The sequence below is a fragment of the Streptomyces sp. NTD91 genome, from assembly GCF_059510455.1.
In genome coordinates, this window is the sequence record NZ_JCAJZW010000019.1 from 130,068 (window position 1) to 145,038 (window position 14,971).

General features: G+C 70.1%; 12 protein-coding genes and 3 pseudogenes. 9 read left to right on the top strand and 6 right to left on the bottom strand.

Annotation, left to right across the window (positions count from 1 at the left end):
* Positions 1-245 precede the first annotated feature (245 nt).
* The gene (locus AC5WRT_RS20895) at positions 246-1,391 is read left to right on the top strand and encodes an acyltransferase family protein (protein ID WP_496094877.1); all 1,146 of its coding nucleotides are present in this window, start codon (positions 246-248) and stop codon (positions 1,389-1,391) included.
* On the opposite strand, the gene AC5WRT_RS20900 is transcribed toward AC5WRT_RS20895, so the two are convergent.
* A complete protein-coding gene (locus AC5WRT_RS20900) occupies positions 1,381-1,842 on the bottom strand; it encodes an HD domain-containing protein (RefSeq protein ID WP_496094788.1) in 462 nt (153 codons plus the stop codon). The genes AC5WRT_RS20895 and AC5WRT_RS20900 overlap by 11 nt on opposite strands.
* Positions 1,843-1,868: 26 nt before the next feature.
* Positions 1,869-3,041 carry a SpoIIE family protein phosphatase gene (locus tag AC5WRT_RS20905; RefSeq protein ID WP_496094787.1) on the bottom strand — a complete coding sequence of 391 codons (1,173 nt, stop codon included), beginning with the start codon at positions 3,039-3,041 and terminating at the stop codon, positions 1,869-1,871.
* A gap of 174 nt (positions 3,042-3,215) precedes the next feature.
* Between AC5WRT_RS20905 and AC5WRT_RS20910 the strand changes: the two genes are divergently transcribed.
* The gene (locus AC5WRT_RS20910; protein WP_496094786.1) at positions 3,216-4,460 is read left to right on the top strand and encodes a GNAT family N-acetyltransferase; all 1,245 of its coding nucleotides are present in this window, start codon (positions 3,216-3,218) and stop codon (positions 4,458-4,460) included.
* 272 nt (positions 4,461-4,732) lie between these two features.
* On the opposite strand, the gene AC5WRT_RS20915 is transcribed toward AC5WRT_RS20910, so the two are convergent.
* Entirely contained in the window at positions 4,733-6,157 is a 1,425-nt protein-coding gene (locus AC5WRT_RS20915; RefSeq protein ID WP_496094785.1) for an amino acid permease, read from the bottom strand.
* Between the two features lie 248 nt (positions 6,158-6,405).
* On the opposite strand from AC5WRT_RS20915, the gene AC5WRT_RS20920 reads away from it, so the two are divergent.
* The 6 genes and pseudogenes from AC5WRT_RS20920 (at position 6,406) to AC5WRT_RS20945 (ending at position 10,108) form a co-directional block, all read left to right on the top strand.
* A complete protein-coding gene (locus tag AC5WRT_RS20920) occupies positions 6,406-6,891 on the top strand; it encodes a ribose-5-phosphate isomerase (RefSeq protein ID WP_496094784.1) in 486 nt (161 codons plus the stop codon).
* Positions 6,892-7,126: 235 nt separating this feature from the next.
* Complete coding sequence (locus AC5WRT_RS20925) at positions 7,127-7,942, top strand: Fpg/Nei family DNA glycosylase (protein WP_496100489.1); 816 nt, start codon at positions 7,127-7,129, stop codon at positions 7,940-7,942.
* A gap of 36 nt (positions 7,943-7,978) precedes the next feature.
* Entirely contained in the window at positions 7,979-8,428 is a 450-nt protein-coding gene (locus AC5WRT_RS20930; RefSeq protein WP_496094782.1) for an FAD-binding protein, read from the top strand.
* Positions 8,429-8,518: 90 nt separating this feature from the next.
* A pseudogene (locus AC5WRT_RS20935) lies at positions 8,519-8,875 on the top strand (transposase); the annotation flags it as partial.
* 329 nt (positions 8,876-9,204) lie between these two features.
* Positions 9,205-9,513, top strand: a pseudogene (locus tag AC5WRT_RS20940) (FtsX-like permease family protein); the annotation flags it as partial.
* Between the two features lie 421 nt (positions 9,514-9,934).
* Entirely contained in the window at positions 9,935-10,108 is a 174-nt protein-coding gene (locus AC5WRT_RS20945; protein WP_496100493.1) for a hypothetical protein, read from the top strand.
* 304 nt (positions 10,109-10,412) lie between these two features.
* Here AC5WRT_RS20945 and AC5WRT_RS20950 read toward each other — a convergent pair whose 3' ends face one another.
* Positions 10,413-11,306 (bottom strand): LysR family transcriptional regulator, encoded by an 894-nt coding sequence (locus tag AC5WRT_RS20950; RefSeq protein WP_496094780.1) that lies wholly within the window; start codon positions 11,304-11,306, stop codon positions 10,413-10,415.
* 102 nt (positions 11,307-11,408) lie between these two features.
* Between AC5WRT_RS20950 and AC5WRT_RS20955 the strand changes: the two genes are divergently transcribed.
* Positions 11,409-12,497, top strand: a complete 1,089-nt coding sequence (locus AC5WRT_RS20955) for an alcohol dehydrogenase catalytic domain-containing protein (protein ID WP_496094779.1) — start codon at positions 11,409-11,411, stop codon at positions 12,495-12,497.
* A 261-nt stretch (positions 12,498-12,758) separates the two neighbouring features.
* On the opposite strand, the pseudogene AC5WRT_RS20960 reads toward AC5WRT_RS20955, so the two are convergent.
* Both AC5WRT_RS20960 and ltrA read right to left on the bottom strand, forming a co-directional pair.
* Positions 12,759-13,022: pseudogene (locus AC5WRT_RS20960) on the bottom strand (IS630 family transposase); the annotation flags it as partial.
* 98 nt (positions 13,023-13,120) lie between these two features.
* A complete protein-coding gene (gene ltrA / locus AC5WRT_RS20965) occupies positions 13,121-14,323 on the bottom strand; it encodes a group II intron reverse transcriptase/maturase (RefSeq protein WP_496100490.1) in 1,203 nt (400 codons plus the stop codon).
* Between the last annotated feature and the right edge of the window lie 648 nt (positions 14,324-14,971).

Below are 14,971 nucleotides of genomic sequence, written 5' to 3' on the forward strand. Positions count from 1 at the left end.
CTGCTTGGTGCGGATGAATCGGGACATCGAGGGGTGATCCGGAACCTCCTGTGTGCCCACCATCACGTAGACGGGGATGGCAAGTTCTGTAAATCAGGGGGTATCCGGAGACATTAACCAGGAATGACTGCGGGGTTTTACGAAATCCCACAGACGACGCTAGGGTGCCTGAGATGTTTGACGCCGCCTCGTCCCCCGGCCAGAACCGCGGGCCGCTCCCCCCGGCACAGTCGCCGGCGGCCGGAGTGCCCGGCCCGCGTACCCCGATGAGTGCACGGGAGGGTCCGGCGAAGACGGACGGACCCGGTGAAGAACCCGGCAGCCGGCAGTCGGGCGGCAAACAGCGCGACGCGTTCTTCGACAACGCCAAGTACCTGGCGATCGTGCTCGTCGCGATGGGGCACTCCTGGGAGCCCCTGAAGGGCGACAGCCGGATCCTGGAGGCGCTCTACACCGTCGTGTACTGCTTCCACATGCCGGCGTTCATCATCATCTCCGGCTTCTTCTCACGCAGTTTCGACATGCGCCCGGACCGGCTGAAGCGGCTGATCACCGGTGTCGCGGTGCCGTATGTTTTGTTCGAGACGGCGTACCCGACGTTCAAGAACCTCATCACGGGCTCGCACCAGGAGATCAGCCTCCTCGATCCCTGGTACCTGACCTGGTTCCTGGTCGCCCTGTTCGTCTGGCGGCTGACGACGCCGATCTGGAAGCTGGTGCGCGCGCCGTTCGCGGTCGCCCTCGTCATCGCCATGCTGGCGTCCGTCACCCCGAACATCGGTGACGACCTGGACCTGCAGCGTGTCCTGCAGTTCCTGCCGTACTTCGTGCTCGGCCTGTGCATGAAGCCCGAGCACTTCCAGCGGGTGCGCCGCCGCTCTGTGCGGATCGCCTCGGTGCCGGTGTTCGCCGCCGCGCTGGCGGTCGGCTGGTGGGCGGTGCCGCGGATGAACACCGCGTGGTTCTACCACCGTGACGCCGCTCAGGAACTGGGCGCGCCCTGGTGGTGCGGCCCCGTGACGACACTGGCGCTGATGGGCTGTTCACTGGTGCTGACGGCCTGCTTCTACTCCTGGGTGCCGCGCCGCAGGACCTGGTTCACGGCCCTGGGCGCCGGCACCCTGTACGGCTATCTGCTGCACGGCTTCCTGGTGAAGTTCGCCGACTTCCGCGGCCTGTTCGACCACCCCTGGCTGCACCGGCCGCTCGGCGAGATCCTGGTGACCCTCCTCGCGGGGGCCGCCGTCACCCTGCTGTGCACCGGGCCCGTCCGGCGTGTCTTCCGGTTCGCGATGGAGCCGCGGATGGAGTGGGCGTTCAAACAGGACGCGGCCGAACTGGCCCGTGAGCGCGAGCGGAAGGAACGAGAGCGCGAGAAGGTCAGCGCCTGAGGCCCGGCTCCGGCAGACCGAGAAGCGTGCGCAGCCGGGCGTACTTCTCGGTCAGTCGCCTCCGGGTCGGTTCGTCCAGGACGGCGAGCCGCTCGGGGTCGGCGTTGTGGGCGAGGTCGGCCTCCTTCACCAGCCGCGCGCCGTCCGTGGCGAGGATCCGCCGGGCGTACGCCTCCGGCTCCTCCCCCGGGCGTCTGGTGAGGGCGTCCACGATGGCCTTCGTCCGCGCGGTCAGCGCCGCCTGTGCGAGCCACTGGCGGCTGAGCACGTCGTCCTCCACGGAGTCGTGGAGCCAGGCCGCCGCGATCTGCTCCGCGTCCCCTCCCCGGGCGCGCACACCGGCGGCGACGGCGGCGAGATGCCCGGCGTACGGCCGTCCCGCCTTGTCGGTCCGGCCTTCGTGGGCGGTGCGGGCGACGGCCTCGACCTCGGCGAGCGTGAGTGGTGTCATCGCCCCAGTGTGGCCCGGTGCGCCGCTCAGCGGGGCGTCGCCGTCGCCTGGCGGCAGATCAACAGCAGGGCCCGGTCGTCGTTGACGTCCTTCGCGACGGCCTCGATGAGGTGCCAGGCGGCGCCGTGGAAGCCGCCCGCGACATAGCGGTCGGCCTCGCCGGTGAGGCGGTCGATGCCCTCGACGATGTCGCGGTCGGAGGTCTCCACCAGACCGTCCGTGAACAGCATCAGCACGTCTCCCGGCCGGAGCGAGCCCTTCACGGGGTCGAACTGCGCGCCGTCGTACACACCGAGCAGCGGCCCCTCGGCGGCTTTCTCCTCCCAGCGCCCGCTGCCCGCGCTCAGCTGCAGTCCCGGCGGATGGCCGGCGGAGTACAGCTCGTAGTCCCCGGAGTCGAGGTCCAGGACCAGATGGATGGAGGTGGCGAAACCCTCGTCCCAGTCCTGGCGGAGCAGATAGCCGTTCGCGGCCGGGAGGAAGGCGTGCGGGGGAAGCGAGCCCAGCAGACCGCCGAAGGCGCCCGACAGCAGCAGGGCGCGCGATCCCGCGTCCATGCCCTTGCCGGACACGTCCGTGAGGACGACCTCCAGGGTGCGACCGCCGTTCGTCCGGGAGGCGACGACGAAGTCGCCGGAGAAGGACTGCCCGCCGGCCGGCCGCAGCGCCATCTCGTGGTGCCAGCCCTGCGGCAGTTTCGGCAGCTTGCTCTGCACCCGGATCCGCTCGCGCAGGTCGAACAGCATGGTGCCGCCACGCCGCCAGGGCACGCCGACCCGGCTGCGGAACTGGGCCGTGAGCAGCCCGAAGAAACCGCAGGCGGCCACCACCAGCACCACGCCCGGGGTGACACGTGACGGCCCCTCGGTATAGGGGCCGAGCCGCACCGACTCCACGATCAGCGCGGTCGCCCCGGCCGCGTACAGGCCGAGCAGGCTCGCCGGGCGCAGCAGCAGCCCGCCCGCGACGATCGGCAGCACCAGAGTGGCCGGGGAGCACCACACCGAGTCGACCAGGGTCACGGCCATGAGGAGAGGGATGGTGAGAAGCAGTCCGGCGAACGCGATCCAGTCGGAGCCGTCGCCGCGGAAGTAGTCCACGGCGCTTCTGCGCAGGCCGGTGCGGGCCCGGTGCCACTGCATCTTCCACCGGGCCGTGAGCGTCTCGGCCTTCGATCGCCGCTCTCGTCCTGCTGCCATTAGTTCGCGACCCTATCCATCGGACCGGTTGCTTGGCACGGGAGGCCCCACTTGTCCCCCGCGCGGGACTCGACCTCGCGGTACGTCTCACAGTGAACGGCACGCGGCGCCGTCGTGCCGCCGCCTGCGGGAAATTCGCTGGCCCGGCCCGCGGCGCGCTGGTAGGCATGGCTCATGGGGTCTGACGGGGCAATCGAGTTGAAGGTGCTGCGCGAGTCCGACTGGGACCGGTGGCACGGCGTCCTGTACCGCGCCTTCGGCGCCCCGGCGGCCCCGCCCGAGGAGCGCGAGCTGGACAGGTCGCTCACCGAGTTCGACCGTTCCCTGGCCGCCTGGGACGGGGACGAGATCGTCGGTACGGCGGGCGCGTTCAGCTTCCGGACGACCGTGCCGGGCGGGGCGGCGGTCCCGGCGGCCGGGGTGACCATGGTGGGCGTGGCGGGCACGCACCGGCGGCGCGGGGTGCTGACCTCGATGATGCGCCGGCAACTGGACGACGTACGGGCGCTGGGCCGCGAGCCGCTGGCGGTGCTGACCGCGTCCGAGCCCGCGATCTACGGCCGCTTCGGGTACGGGGCGGCGACCTTCCGTACGACCGCCGAGATCGACACGAGCCGGGTGACGCTGTCCCTGCCGCCCGGCGTGGACGACGTACGCCTGCGGTACGCCTCGCCCGCCGAGGTCCTCCCCGCCTGTGAGGCGGTGTACGCGGCGCTGGTGCCGCGGCGCCCGGGGATGCTGGTCCGGCAGCCCGGCTGGGAGCGGGCCGGTCTCCTCGACCCCGAGAGCGAGCGGGACGGGGCGTCCGCGCTGCAGTGCGCGGTCGCCGAGCGGGACGGCCGGATCACCGGCTACGTGCGTTACAGCACCAAGCTCGGCTGGGGGGAGGGCGGGCACGACGGCACGGTGCGGCTGAGGGACCTGGCCGCGCTCGATCCCGTCACCGAGGCGGCGCTGTGGCGGTTCCTGTTCGGCATCGACCTGATGACGACGCTGTCGGTGGGGTCGAGGCCGGTCGACGACGCCTGGCGGTACCTGGTCTCGGACACCCGCCGCTGCCGGCCGCGCCTGCGGGACGACGCGTACGTCCGTCTCGTCGACGTCGGTACGGCGCTGTCGGCCCGCACCTATCAGATGCCCGTGGACGTGGTGCTGGAGGTGGAGGACGCCTTCTGCCCATGGAACGCGGGGCGTTGGCGGCTGACGGGCGACACCAAGGGCGCGTCCTGCGAGCGCACCTCCGACACCCCCGACCTCTCCCTCTCTGTGCGGGAGCTGGGCGGGGCCTATCTCGGCGGGGTGACGCTGCTGTCGCTCGCGGCGGCCGGCCGGGTGCGGGAGCTGCGGCCGGGGTCCCTGACGGAGGCGTCCGTCGCGTTCGGCTCACCGGTGGCACCCTGGCTGCCGCACGGGTTCTAGGGCGTGTTTCGAAAGTGGCGTCGTCCGCCCGGAGGGCGGGGTCCGCGGCGTCCGGTGCGGTGCATCGCAAGGCGGAGGGTCGTCCTCGTACCGGGCGTACGTGGACGATGCCGACAACGCGGCGAGGTGCCGTGCCAGGCGTCGCGGACCAGACGGGACTTTCGAAACACGCCCCAGTGCCGGGGCACCAGCCGCCCCTTGTTCCCGGCCTCGACGGCCGGCAGCACGGTGAAGGGGTCCTTCACCGTGCTGCGGTCGCGGAGGAAGGAGGGTCAGCCGACGGAGACCTTGTCGGACGGGGCCTCGATCGCCGGGGCGGGGCGGTTCGCCGTGACCTTCTCCTTCACCACGGCGATCAGAACGACGAGCGCCGCGACACCCACCGACAGCAGCACGGTCGTACGGCCGCTGCTCTCGCCCTTGGTGTCGGTCAGCATGTAGCCGAGGACGCCGATGATGAAGGCGGCCGTCACCCAGGTCAGATACGGGTAGAGCCACATCTTCACGACGAGCTTCTCCGGCGCCTCCCGCTGGATGATCCGGCGCATCCGCAGCTGGGAGATGCAGATCGCCAGCCAGACGAACAGGGCCACGGCGCCGCTGGAGTTGAGCAGGAAGAGGAAGATCGTGTCCGGGAACTCGTAGTTGAAGAAGACCGCCACGAAGCCGAACACGACCGAGGCCAGGATCGCCGCCATCGGCACGCCGCGCGAGGTCGTGCGGGCGAACGACTTCGGCGCGTCACCGCGCTGGCCGAGCGAGAAGGCCATCCGTGAGGCCGTGTAGAGGCCGGAGTTGAGGCAGGACAGCACCGCCGTCAGGATGACGACGTTCATGATCTGGCCGGCGTTGGGGATGCCGAGCGAGTTCAGCGCGGCGACGTAGGAGCCCTGCTCCTCGATGGACGGGTCGTTCCACGGCAGCAGCGAGACCACGACGAGGATCGAGCCCAGGTAGAAGACGCCGATACGCCAGATGATGCTGTTGGTGGCCTTGGTGACCGCGCGCTGCGGGTCCTCGGACTCGCCGGCCGCCAGGGTCGCGATCTCGCTGCCCATGAAGGAGAAGACGACCAGCAGCACACCGGTGAGGATGGAGCCGGGACCGTGCGGCAGGAAGCCGCCGTGGTTCGCCAGGTTGCCGAAGGACGCCTTGTCCGCGTGCACCCCCGGAAGCACGCCGAAGACGGCCAGCAGACCGATGACGATGAACACGCCGATCGCCACGACCTTGATGCCGGCGAACCAGAACTCGAACTCGCCGTAGGAGCCGACGGAGACCAGGTTGGTCGCGGTCAGCACGGTCATCACGATGAGCGCCCAGCCCCACTGCGGCACGGCCGGGACCCAGCCCGAGAGGATCTTGGCACCGGCGGTGGCCTCGACGGCCAGCACGACGACCCAGAAGAACCAGTAGAGCCAGCCGATGGAGAACCCGGCCCAGCGGCCGAGGGCACGGTCGGCGTGCTCGGAGAAGGAGCCGGAGGTGGGGTTGGCCGCGGACATCTCGCCGAGCATGCGCATCACGAGCACGACGAGGGTGCCGACGAGTGCGTAGGACAGGAGGATGCCCGGTCCAGCGGTGGCGATACCGGTGCTGGAGCCGACGAAGAGGCCGGCTCCGATCACGCCGCCGATCGCGATCATCGTCAGGTGGCGGTTCTTGAGTCCTGCTTGGAGGCCCGAACCAGGGGTCATTGGACGGAATTCCTTTGCGCCAGGGGAGCATCTCGGACAAGCGGTGTACGAGTCGGTCCAGTGAATCCGAGGTGAATGGATTCGGGAACCTCTGAATCCGTATTGTTATTTGAGGTTTCCTTGAGGTTCTATGGCCTCGCTCACATTTCCCCTGGCCAAGCAAGTACCGACGGGGTTCCGGCGGAGTGCGCCGGCGGGTGCCGCCACCCGAGGCTGCTGCCCGATGGTGCGCGTGTCACACTCATGGCATGCGCGTGTATCTCGGCTCCGACCATGCTGGCTACGAACTCAAGAACCACCTCGTCGAGTGGCTGAAGGCGGCGGGGCACGAGCCCGTCGACTGCGGTCCGCACATCTACGACGCCCAGGACGACTACCCGCCCTTCTGCCTGCGCGCCGCGGAGCGTACGGCCGCGGACGACGCCGCCCTCGGCATCGTGATCGGCGGCTCCGGCAACGGGGAGCAGATCGCCGCGAACAAGGTGAAGGGCGTGCGGGCGGCGCTGGCCTGGAGCGAGGAGACGGCGGCGCTCGGCCGGCAGCACAACGATGCCAACGTGGTCGCGGTGGGTGCGCGCATGCACAGCACTGAGGAGGCGACGAAGTTCGTCGAGGTCTTCCTCAACACGCCGTTCTCCGGTGACGAGCGTCACGTCCGGCGGATCGACATGCTGTCGGCGTACGAGACGACGGGTGAGCTGCCGCCGATCCCGGCCCACCACCCGCAGGGCTAGGGAGCCCGCCCCCGGACCCCCGTCCCGCCCGCCTGTCCCGGACAGCCGGCCTCCGGGGCTCCGCCCGCCGTGGTCGCTCGGCCCGCGCCCCGGCGAGACGGCGGGCGGGCGGGAAAGCACGCAGACCCGACCACGCGGACCGGCCGGCCGGGCTCTCGGCCCAGCCCGCGTTCACCTCTCGGCCGAGCGAGACGGATGGGCGGGTGGGACAGTACGCAGGAAAGGACTCCCCGCCGTGCCGGAAGGGCACACCATTCACCGGCTGGCCCAGGACTACGCCGCCCGGTTCCTCGGCACGGCCCCGCAGGTGACAAGTCCGCAGGGCAAGTTCTCCGACGCCGCCGCCCTTCTGGACCGCGCCGAACTGACGGCCACCGAGGCCCACGGCAAGCACCTCTTCCTCCGCTTCCGGGACGCGGACTGGGTCCACATCCACCTCGGCCTCTTCGGCAAGGTCGGCTTCGGCGGCGCCCCGGCGCCCCCGCCGGCCGGCACCGTCCGCCTCCGGCTCGCGAACGACACCGTGTACGTGGACCTGCGCGGCCCCACGACCTGCGCACTGATCACCGCCGCCGAGAAGCGGGCCGTGCACGACCGCCTCGGCCCCGACCCGCTCCGCGACGACGCCGACCCGAGTGAGGCGTACCGCAGGATCTCCCGCAGCCGCACCACGATCGCCGCGCTGCTCATGGACCAGAAGATCGTCGCCGGGGTCGGCAACGTCTACCGCGCCGAGGTCCTGTTCCGGAACGGCGTCGACCCGTACCGCGCGGGCAGGGACATCACCCCGGCCGAATGGGACGCCCTGTGGGCCGACCTCGTCGAGCTGATGCACGAGGGGGTGCGGAACAACCGGATCGACACCGTACGGCCCGAGCACACCCCGGAGGCCATGGGGCGCCCGCCCCGCGTGGACGATCACGGCGGCGAGGTGTACGTCTACCGCCGCGCCACCCTGCCCTGCCACGTCTGCGGCGACGAGATCCGCACCGCCGGTCTCGCCGCCCGCAACCTCTTCTGGTGCCCCACCTGCCAGAAGGCGAAAACCTGACAGGGCCTGTCAGGTCATGCGGCCATGCCGCACGGCATGACCCTCGTGGACGACCACCCCGACCTGACCCTCCTCTGCCCCGGCGACACCGGCGACGAACTGGCCGGTTTCCGGCTGGGTTTCCGCCGGCGGCCCACCGCGGTCGCGCCCGCCCGCTCGGTGGCGGACGTGGTGGCCGCCGTGCGGTACGCGGCGGCCGATGGCCTGCCCGTCGGCGTGCAGACGACAGGGCACGGACTGGCCGGCGGCCACGAGGGCGGAGTGCTGGTCACGGCCGAGCCGCTGAACGGCAGCACCCCGATCCGGGGGCCCGTACCGTCCGGGTGCAGGTGCAAGTGCTGCTGGGGGCAGGTGGTGCGGCGGGCGAGCCGTACGGGCCGGCGCCGCCGAGCGGGCCGGCGCCGGGCGTGGGCACGGTGTCGTAGGGCCGCCGGCCTGTACGACCGAGACGCGGAAGAGGCTCGCCCGGGTCGAGGAGACCTGTGACCCGGCGAACCTCTTCCGCAGGAACCACGGCGTCCAGTAGGACTCCGTTAGGTTCTGTCTGCCTGCAGTGTTCCGGGGCATGAGGACTGTGTGGACGCACATGAAGTCAATCGTGTTCGGGCGGCGTTGGCGTTATTCGTGGCGGATGTGTTTGCCTCGGTGCCGCGCAAGGACCAGCGTGCCAAGGGCGACTGCTATCTGCGGGGACTGATGATGGACGGTCGCCGCACGTCCTTCCAGGCCATGGCCTCGCGGCTGCCGGACGGCAACGAGCAGAACCTGCAGCAGTTCGTGAACCAGTCCACGTGGGATCCGGTTCCGGTGCGCCGGCGGATCGCCAAGCGGATGGTGCCGCACGGATACACCGCCGCCCTGTTCGGACGATCGACCGCGTTCCCGAACCGATGCGCGAGGCAATCACCCGACAGGGCGTCGGAGTTGGACGGAACCAGAGCCGTCACGCAGGACTGGGACAACAGGGCCTCCTCGGTGCTCGCGATGGTGTCGCAACCCCGAGCTACCAAGAGGTCCTGTTCTCATGCCTTGACCCGGCCAAGATCACCCGACCAAGGCCGGTGTTCGACCAGAACCGTCCTCATGATCGATAGGACAACGGCTTCTCACCCCAGCTGCCCCTGTCCTACACCGCGAACCTGAAGCTGGCCAAGCCGCACAATGCCAAGGCATTCGTGGACTCCCCGTCCGTACAGGCCGTCCAGGCGAACGTCCGCGCCTGGCAGGACTTCGCCCAGGACAACGCCGACGGCCTGCGCACCGTGCACGACGCCGTCACGGTCGGCAGCTGGCTCCTGGTCAGCCTCGCCCTCGCCGGGGCGAGCGCCCTGGTCGCAGGCCGCGTAGCCGAACAGACCCGCAGGGTCGGGCTGTTCAAAGCGGTCGGCGCCACCCCGGGCCTGGTAGCCGCGGCGCTGCTGACCGAGTACCTGGCCCTGGCCTTGGCCGCGGGCGCGGCCGGCCTGGCCCTGGGATGCCTGCTCGCGCCCGCGCTCAGCGACCCCGGCGGCGGGCTGCTCGACATGGCATTCGCCGCCCCCTCGGCAGGCACCGTAGTGGCCGTCGGCGTCACCGCGCTCGCGATCTCCGCCGGCGCGGCGATCGGTCCCGCCTGGCGGGCCGCCCGCACCACCACCGCCCACGCACTCGCCGATCCAGCCCGCGCACCTGGTCAGTACTCCGCGCTCGCCCGTGACGCCGCTTGGCTGCCCATCCCGCTCATGGTCGGACTGCGCCTCGCCGCCCGGCGCCCGCGCCGTGCACTCCTCACCGCGGCCGACACCTTCACCGTCACCACCGGGCTCTCCGCGGCACTGACCTTCCAGGCCCAGCCGCCGTTCCGGCTCGACCTGGGCGCATCCACCCTGCCCGACCCGAACGAGGTACTGACCAACCACATCGTCCAGGGCGTCATCGTCGCCGTGATCGTGCTGGCCGTGGTCAAACGCCGCCGCCACCGCCTGGAACGCCGCCCTCGACGCACGACGCCCCCTGGCCGTCGCCCGCACGCTCGGCGCCACTCCAGGACAGGTCACCACCGGACTGATCGCGGCCCAGTTGCTGCCGGCCCTGCCCGCGGCCGCGATCGGCGTTCCGGCCGGCACGGGACTGTACGCGCTCCTGCAGGTCGGCCCCAACGCTGTGCTCCTGCCCTCCGGCCCGTAGACCGTCGGCATGGTCACCGCGACGCTGCTCGCTCTCGCAGCGCTGACCGCGGCCCCCGCCCGCCTCGGCGCCCGCCAACCCGTCCACAAGGCACCGCACAGCGAGCAGAACTGACGCCCACCCACCGTCCATCCGCCGACTGGCTTTATTCACGCGTATTGAAGTCAGTTGTTCACGGGTCTGGGAGGCACCCAGCTCTACGGCCTGGTTATGTTCACGAGTTTTGACGTCACTGGGGCACTTGCGCGGGCAGCAGCGGGGTACTCCTGCTGAAAGGGCCCTGGCCAACGCCGAGATACACGTATCAGGTGGTCGAGGCAATTGCTCGGGTGACGGCCGTGATCGCCGGGGTGGGACGGCCGGGGAGTCGCGCCACGAGAACCCGGCGGATCTCGGGAGGTGCGCCTTCGACGTGCAGCAGGCTCACCCCGGGCGGCAGCACCGGCGAGAGCCGCAAGGGCACCGTTGTCACCCCGAAGCCACCGGCGACCAGCTGAAGCTTCGTCAGCCAGTCGCGCGCGCAGTGGACGATGTCCGGCCGTCCGGGCAGGCCGGGCCAGACGCCGAGCAGTGGCTCGGCGTTCGACGCCGGGGCGGCGATCCATGGGGCGTCGACCAGTTCGTCGACGTGCACCGCGGCGCGGCCGGCGAACTCTCCGGTCGAAGGCACCGCCACGACCAGTTCGGTGTCCGCAACGGTCTCGACGTGCAGGCGCGGCGACTCGCCGTCCAAAGGCCGGTGGGGCGGGCGGGACGTCAGCACGGCGAGGTCGATCGACCCCGCGCGCAGTGCCCGGATCAGGGAGGGCGTGGTGCCCTCGGTAGTCGTGACCGTGATCTGCGGGTCGGTCGCCGCGAGGCGGGTGAGTGAGAGAGGCAGGATGGCCGCGCCCGCGCTCAGGAACAGCCCGAGCCGCACCAGTTCGGTACGCGAGACGGTGCCGGTGAGGTCACGCTCGGCCGCCGTCAGACAGTCCAGGATCGTGCGAGCGTGGCGCAACAGAGTCAGACCCGCGGGGGTGAGCCGCACTCCGTCGGGGCGGCGTTCGAACAGGGCGGTGCCCGCGCTTCGTTCGAGGGAGGCGGCCTGGCGTGAGACCGCCGACTGGGTGTAGCCGAGCCGGGTGGCTGCTGCGGTGAAGCTGCCGGACTCGGCGATCTGCCGCAGGACCCGTAGGCCTGTGCTGGAGATGTCCATGCGGGATACGCATACCACAGATGCTTGATCGTCGCTTCCCGCATGCCCGCTGGGTTCCTAGTGTCGATCCCGACGAACACGGACGAACACGGAGGTCATCACGTGCGAGCAGCAGTTCTGACGCAGTTCGGTGCCCCGCTCACAGTGCGGGAGGTTCCCGACCCCGAGGTCGGCGGCGGCGAGGTGGTGGTCGAGGTCCTCGCCGCCGGCGTGGCGCCCTACGCGGCCGAGGTCTTCAGCGGCGAGCGGAACTACCCCCTGGTCCCTCCTGTCGTGCCCGGGATCGGCGGCGTGGGACGGGTCGTCCACGTGGGCCCGGACGCCACCCGACTGCGCCCCGGCGACCTGGTGTGGTGCGACTCGACGGTGCGCTCGCGGGACGACGCCCTGACGCCCGATATCACGCTCCAGGGCTGGAGCTCCCGCGGCGAGGGTGGCGCGCGCCTCGCCCGGTACCTGCACGACGGATCGTTCGCCGAGCTCATGCGGGTCCCGACAGAGAACGCTTTCCCGCTCCCCGCAGCGGCGGGGGACGACCCGGCCCGCTGGGCCGCGCTCGGCGTGCACGTCATCCCTTACGGCGGGCTGCTGGCCGGCGGGCTCGCAGCCGGTGAGACGCTGCTCGTCAACGGGGCCACCGGCAACCTCGGCAGCAGTGCGGTCGCGGTCGCGCTCGCCATGGGGGCGGGCCGCGTGGTCGCCCCAGGCCGCAACCAGACCGCGCTCGACCTCCTCGCCGACCGGTTCGGTCCGCTCGTGCGCCCGGTCCCGCTCACCGGGGACGAGGCCGCCGACCGCGCGGCGATGTCCGCGGCGGCCGACGGCCCGATCGACATGGTGATCGACCTGCTACCGCCGAGCGCACCCAGCTCGGCAGCGCGCACGGCAGCCATGACCGTGCGCGAATACGGCCGCGTCGTGCTTATGGGTGGCGTCGGCATGCTCGGTGGCGACGACCTCGCACTGCCGTACCCATGGATCATGCGCAACTCGATCACCGTGCGCGGCCAGTGGATGTACCCGCGTGCAGCGAACGTCGGCATCATCCGGCTCCTCGCCTCGGGCACCCTGGACCTCGCCCCCGAACGGGTCCGGTCGTTCGGCCTCAACGCCGTCAACGACGCCGTCACGTACGCCGCCGCACACGGCGGCCCGTTCGACCGCACCACCCTCACCCCACCGGCTCGCTGACAAGACCGACTGGTCCCCAAATGTCAGCGCCACACCCCCGCCCTCACGAGCGCAGGCCGCCGTACTGCTGCTGCTATTTCTCGTGAACAACCATGAGCCTCAAGATCACCAACTGCTGCCCGAACGGAAGAACAGTCGCTGCTATTTGAAATGAGAAGCCGTTGTCCTTCCGGATGCGATCGTTAAGTTTCCGCTGTTCAGGCATGGTTTCGGTGTTGTTGAGGGAGGGGCTGGGGCGATCAGTTCGTTCTCGGCGATGTGGATCGCGGGTGTCTTGTGAGTGGCGTAGTTGTCGCAGATCAGGTGGACGTCGAGGTGGTCGGGGACCTCCTTGTCCAGCTTGGCCAGGAACTTCTTGAACTCCACCGCACGGTGCCGGCGGTGGAGCGAGCTGATGACCTCGCCGGTGGCCGCGTTCAGGGCGGCGAACAGGGTCGTCACGCCGCCGCGCAGGTAGTCGTGGGTGCGGCGTTCGGGCAGGCCGGGCATCATCGGCAGCACCGGCGCCGACCGGTCCAGTGCCTGGGTGAGTCGGCGGCGGGAGTTTCACCCGCCGCCGCCGCTCTCAGAACCGTGCGTAAACCTCTCGGCCTACACGGCTCCCATCGTCCAGTCGTGCACGGTCACGGCTTGACGAACTTCCAGTGTGCGAAGAGTCCGGGGAACCGCCTGGCGTGGCGGTTCAGGGCTTCTCGCGCTCTGGCTCGTTTCCGTTTGAACCGCTTGTACTTGCGGACGAGCCACCGCACCAGATAGTCGTTGATGCGGTTGAGGCTGGAGTTCAACGCGGACGGGTGGAACCGCCCGAAGTAGTTGATCCAGCCTCGCACGACCGGGTTGATCTCCCGGGCGAGCTGCTCCAGGGTCGTCTCGCTGCGCAAGTGCAGCCGCCAGCGGCGGATCTGCACCCGGATCTGCTTGGCGGCCTCGTCGCTGACGGCCGGATTGAAGCCGAAGAAGAAGTCCCCGTACTTCGTCCGGAGTTTCCGCAGGCGAAATCCGTACCCCAGGAACGTGAACGAGGTGTGCTCGGCCGAGCCACGCCTGTTCCTGTCCCGGCAGTACACGATGCGGGTCTTCTGGGGATGCAGTTGCAGCCCCCCGCAGTCGGCCAGTCGCCCGGCGATGGCCTCACGCATCTGGTGCGCTTGGGCTTCGTTGCGGCAGTGGACCACCACGTCATCGCAGTAGCGCTCGAACTGGACGCCGGGATGCTCCCGGGCCATCCAGGCATCGAACGCGTAGTGCATGAACAGGTTGGACAACACGGGTGAGACCGCCGAGCCCTGCGGGCTCCCGCGGTCCCGGGCTTGCAGGCTGCCGTCCGGCCGCTGGAGCGGGGCCTTGAGCCACCGCTCCACATACAGCAGGACCCACCGCTGGTCGGTGTGGTGCGCGACCGCCTTGAGGACGAGATCATGATCGAGGTTGTCGAAGAAGCCCCGGATGTCCAGATCGATCACCCAGTCCGTCTTCCAGCACCTCTCCCGGCACGCCGCGACCGCATCCAGCGCACTACGGCGGGGCCGGTAGCCGTAGGAGTCCGGGTGGAACACAGGCTCCACCAGCGGCTCCAGCACCATGGCCACTACCGTCTGCGCGATTCTGTCCGCGACCGTGGGCACGCCGAGGACCCTGACCCCGCGTCCTCCCGGCTTGTCGATCTCCACCATCCGCACCGGCGGCGGGAAGTAGCAGCCCGACGACATGCGATTCCACACCTTGTAGAGGTTGCCCCGCAGGTCAGCCTCGAACTGCTCGATCGACTCGCCGTCGACGCCCGCCGCGCCCTTGTTGGCCTTGACCCTCAAGTACGCCTCGAACACCAAGTGTTTCGAGATCTCAAACGACTTCGGTCCGCTCGTCCGGCTCATCCCGGGAACTCCGGTTGACCGCCAAACAGACCCGGACGACCCGTCCCCTTCGCTCCACCCGCATTACCGGGCTTCACCACTACTACGAGACGGTCCGCCCCCGTGCCCCGCATCGGTACTCGGTCCCTCGCGGTTTTGTCCGCTTGGGACACTCCCTCTCGCCACCACCCCAACCGGGCGCCGACAGTATCGGGGCGACAGGTTCCCACGTTCCATGCAGGAGCCCGGACCAGGCTCGCGCCGCCTCCATGCCGGACGCCGTCCGGGCAGTCGGCAGGCTCCCCCCGGACTTGTCCCGGAGCCCAAATCATGCCCCGGTTTCGACGCCATTGAAGAAAGTTACGACACGTCATCAGCGGTTCGCTCGCGCTCGCCTTCCTGACCCACACCTGACGCGATCACTGCCATGCCTTTTGCCGCAGCGCTCACCACGACCGGCACTTAACCGACGCAGCCTGCGGTGGTTTGGAGCCTCCCCCTGCAGGGCGACTCCGGAGGACCTACCTCCATCTCCTGCACAGCACCGCTTCCAGAAGCTGTTACATCAACGCCTCCTTCAGCGTTCGTGGCACACGATCTGCGACTTCTCGTCCACGCACA

Coding starts and splice junctions, on each gene's coding strand:
- AC5WRT_RS20900 (WP_496094788.1), bottom strand. CDS start 1,842: ATGACACCACTCACGCTCGCCGAGGTCGAGGCCGTCGCCCGCACCGCC.
- AC5WRT_RS20905 (WP_496094787.1), bottom strand. CDS start 3,041: ATGGCAGCAGGACGAGAGCGGCGATCGAAGGCCGAGACGCTCACGGCC.
- AC5WRT_RS20910 (WP_496094786.1), top strand. CDS start 3,216: ATGGGGTCTGACGGGGCAATCGAGTTGAAGGTGCTGCGCGAGTCCGAC.
- AC5WRT_RS20915 (WP_496094785.1), bottom strand. CDS start 6,157: ATGACCCCTGGTTCGGGCCTCCAAGCAGGACTCAAGAACCGCCACCTG.
- AC5WRT_RS20920 (WP_496094784.1), top strand. CDS start 6,406: ATGCGCGTGTATCTCGGCTCCGACCATGCTGGCTACGAACTCAAGAAC.
- AC5WRT_RS20930 (WP_496094782.1), top strand. CDS start 7,979: ATGACCCTCGTGGACGACCACCCCGACCTGACCCTCCTCTGCCCCGGC.
- AC5WRT_RS20950 (WP_496094780.1), bottom strand. CDS start 11,306: ATGGACATCTCCAGCACAGGCCTACGGGTCCTGCGGCAGATCGCCGAG.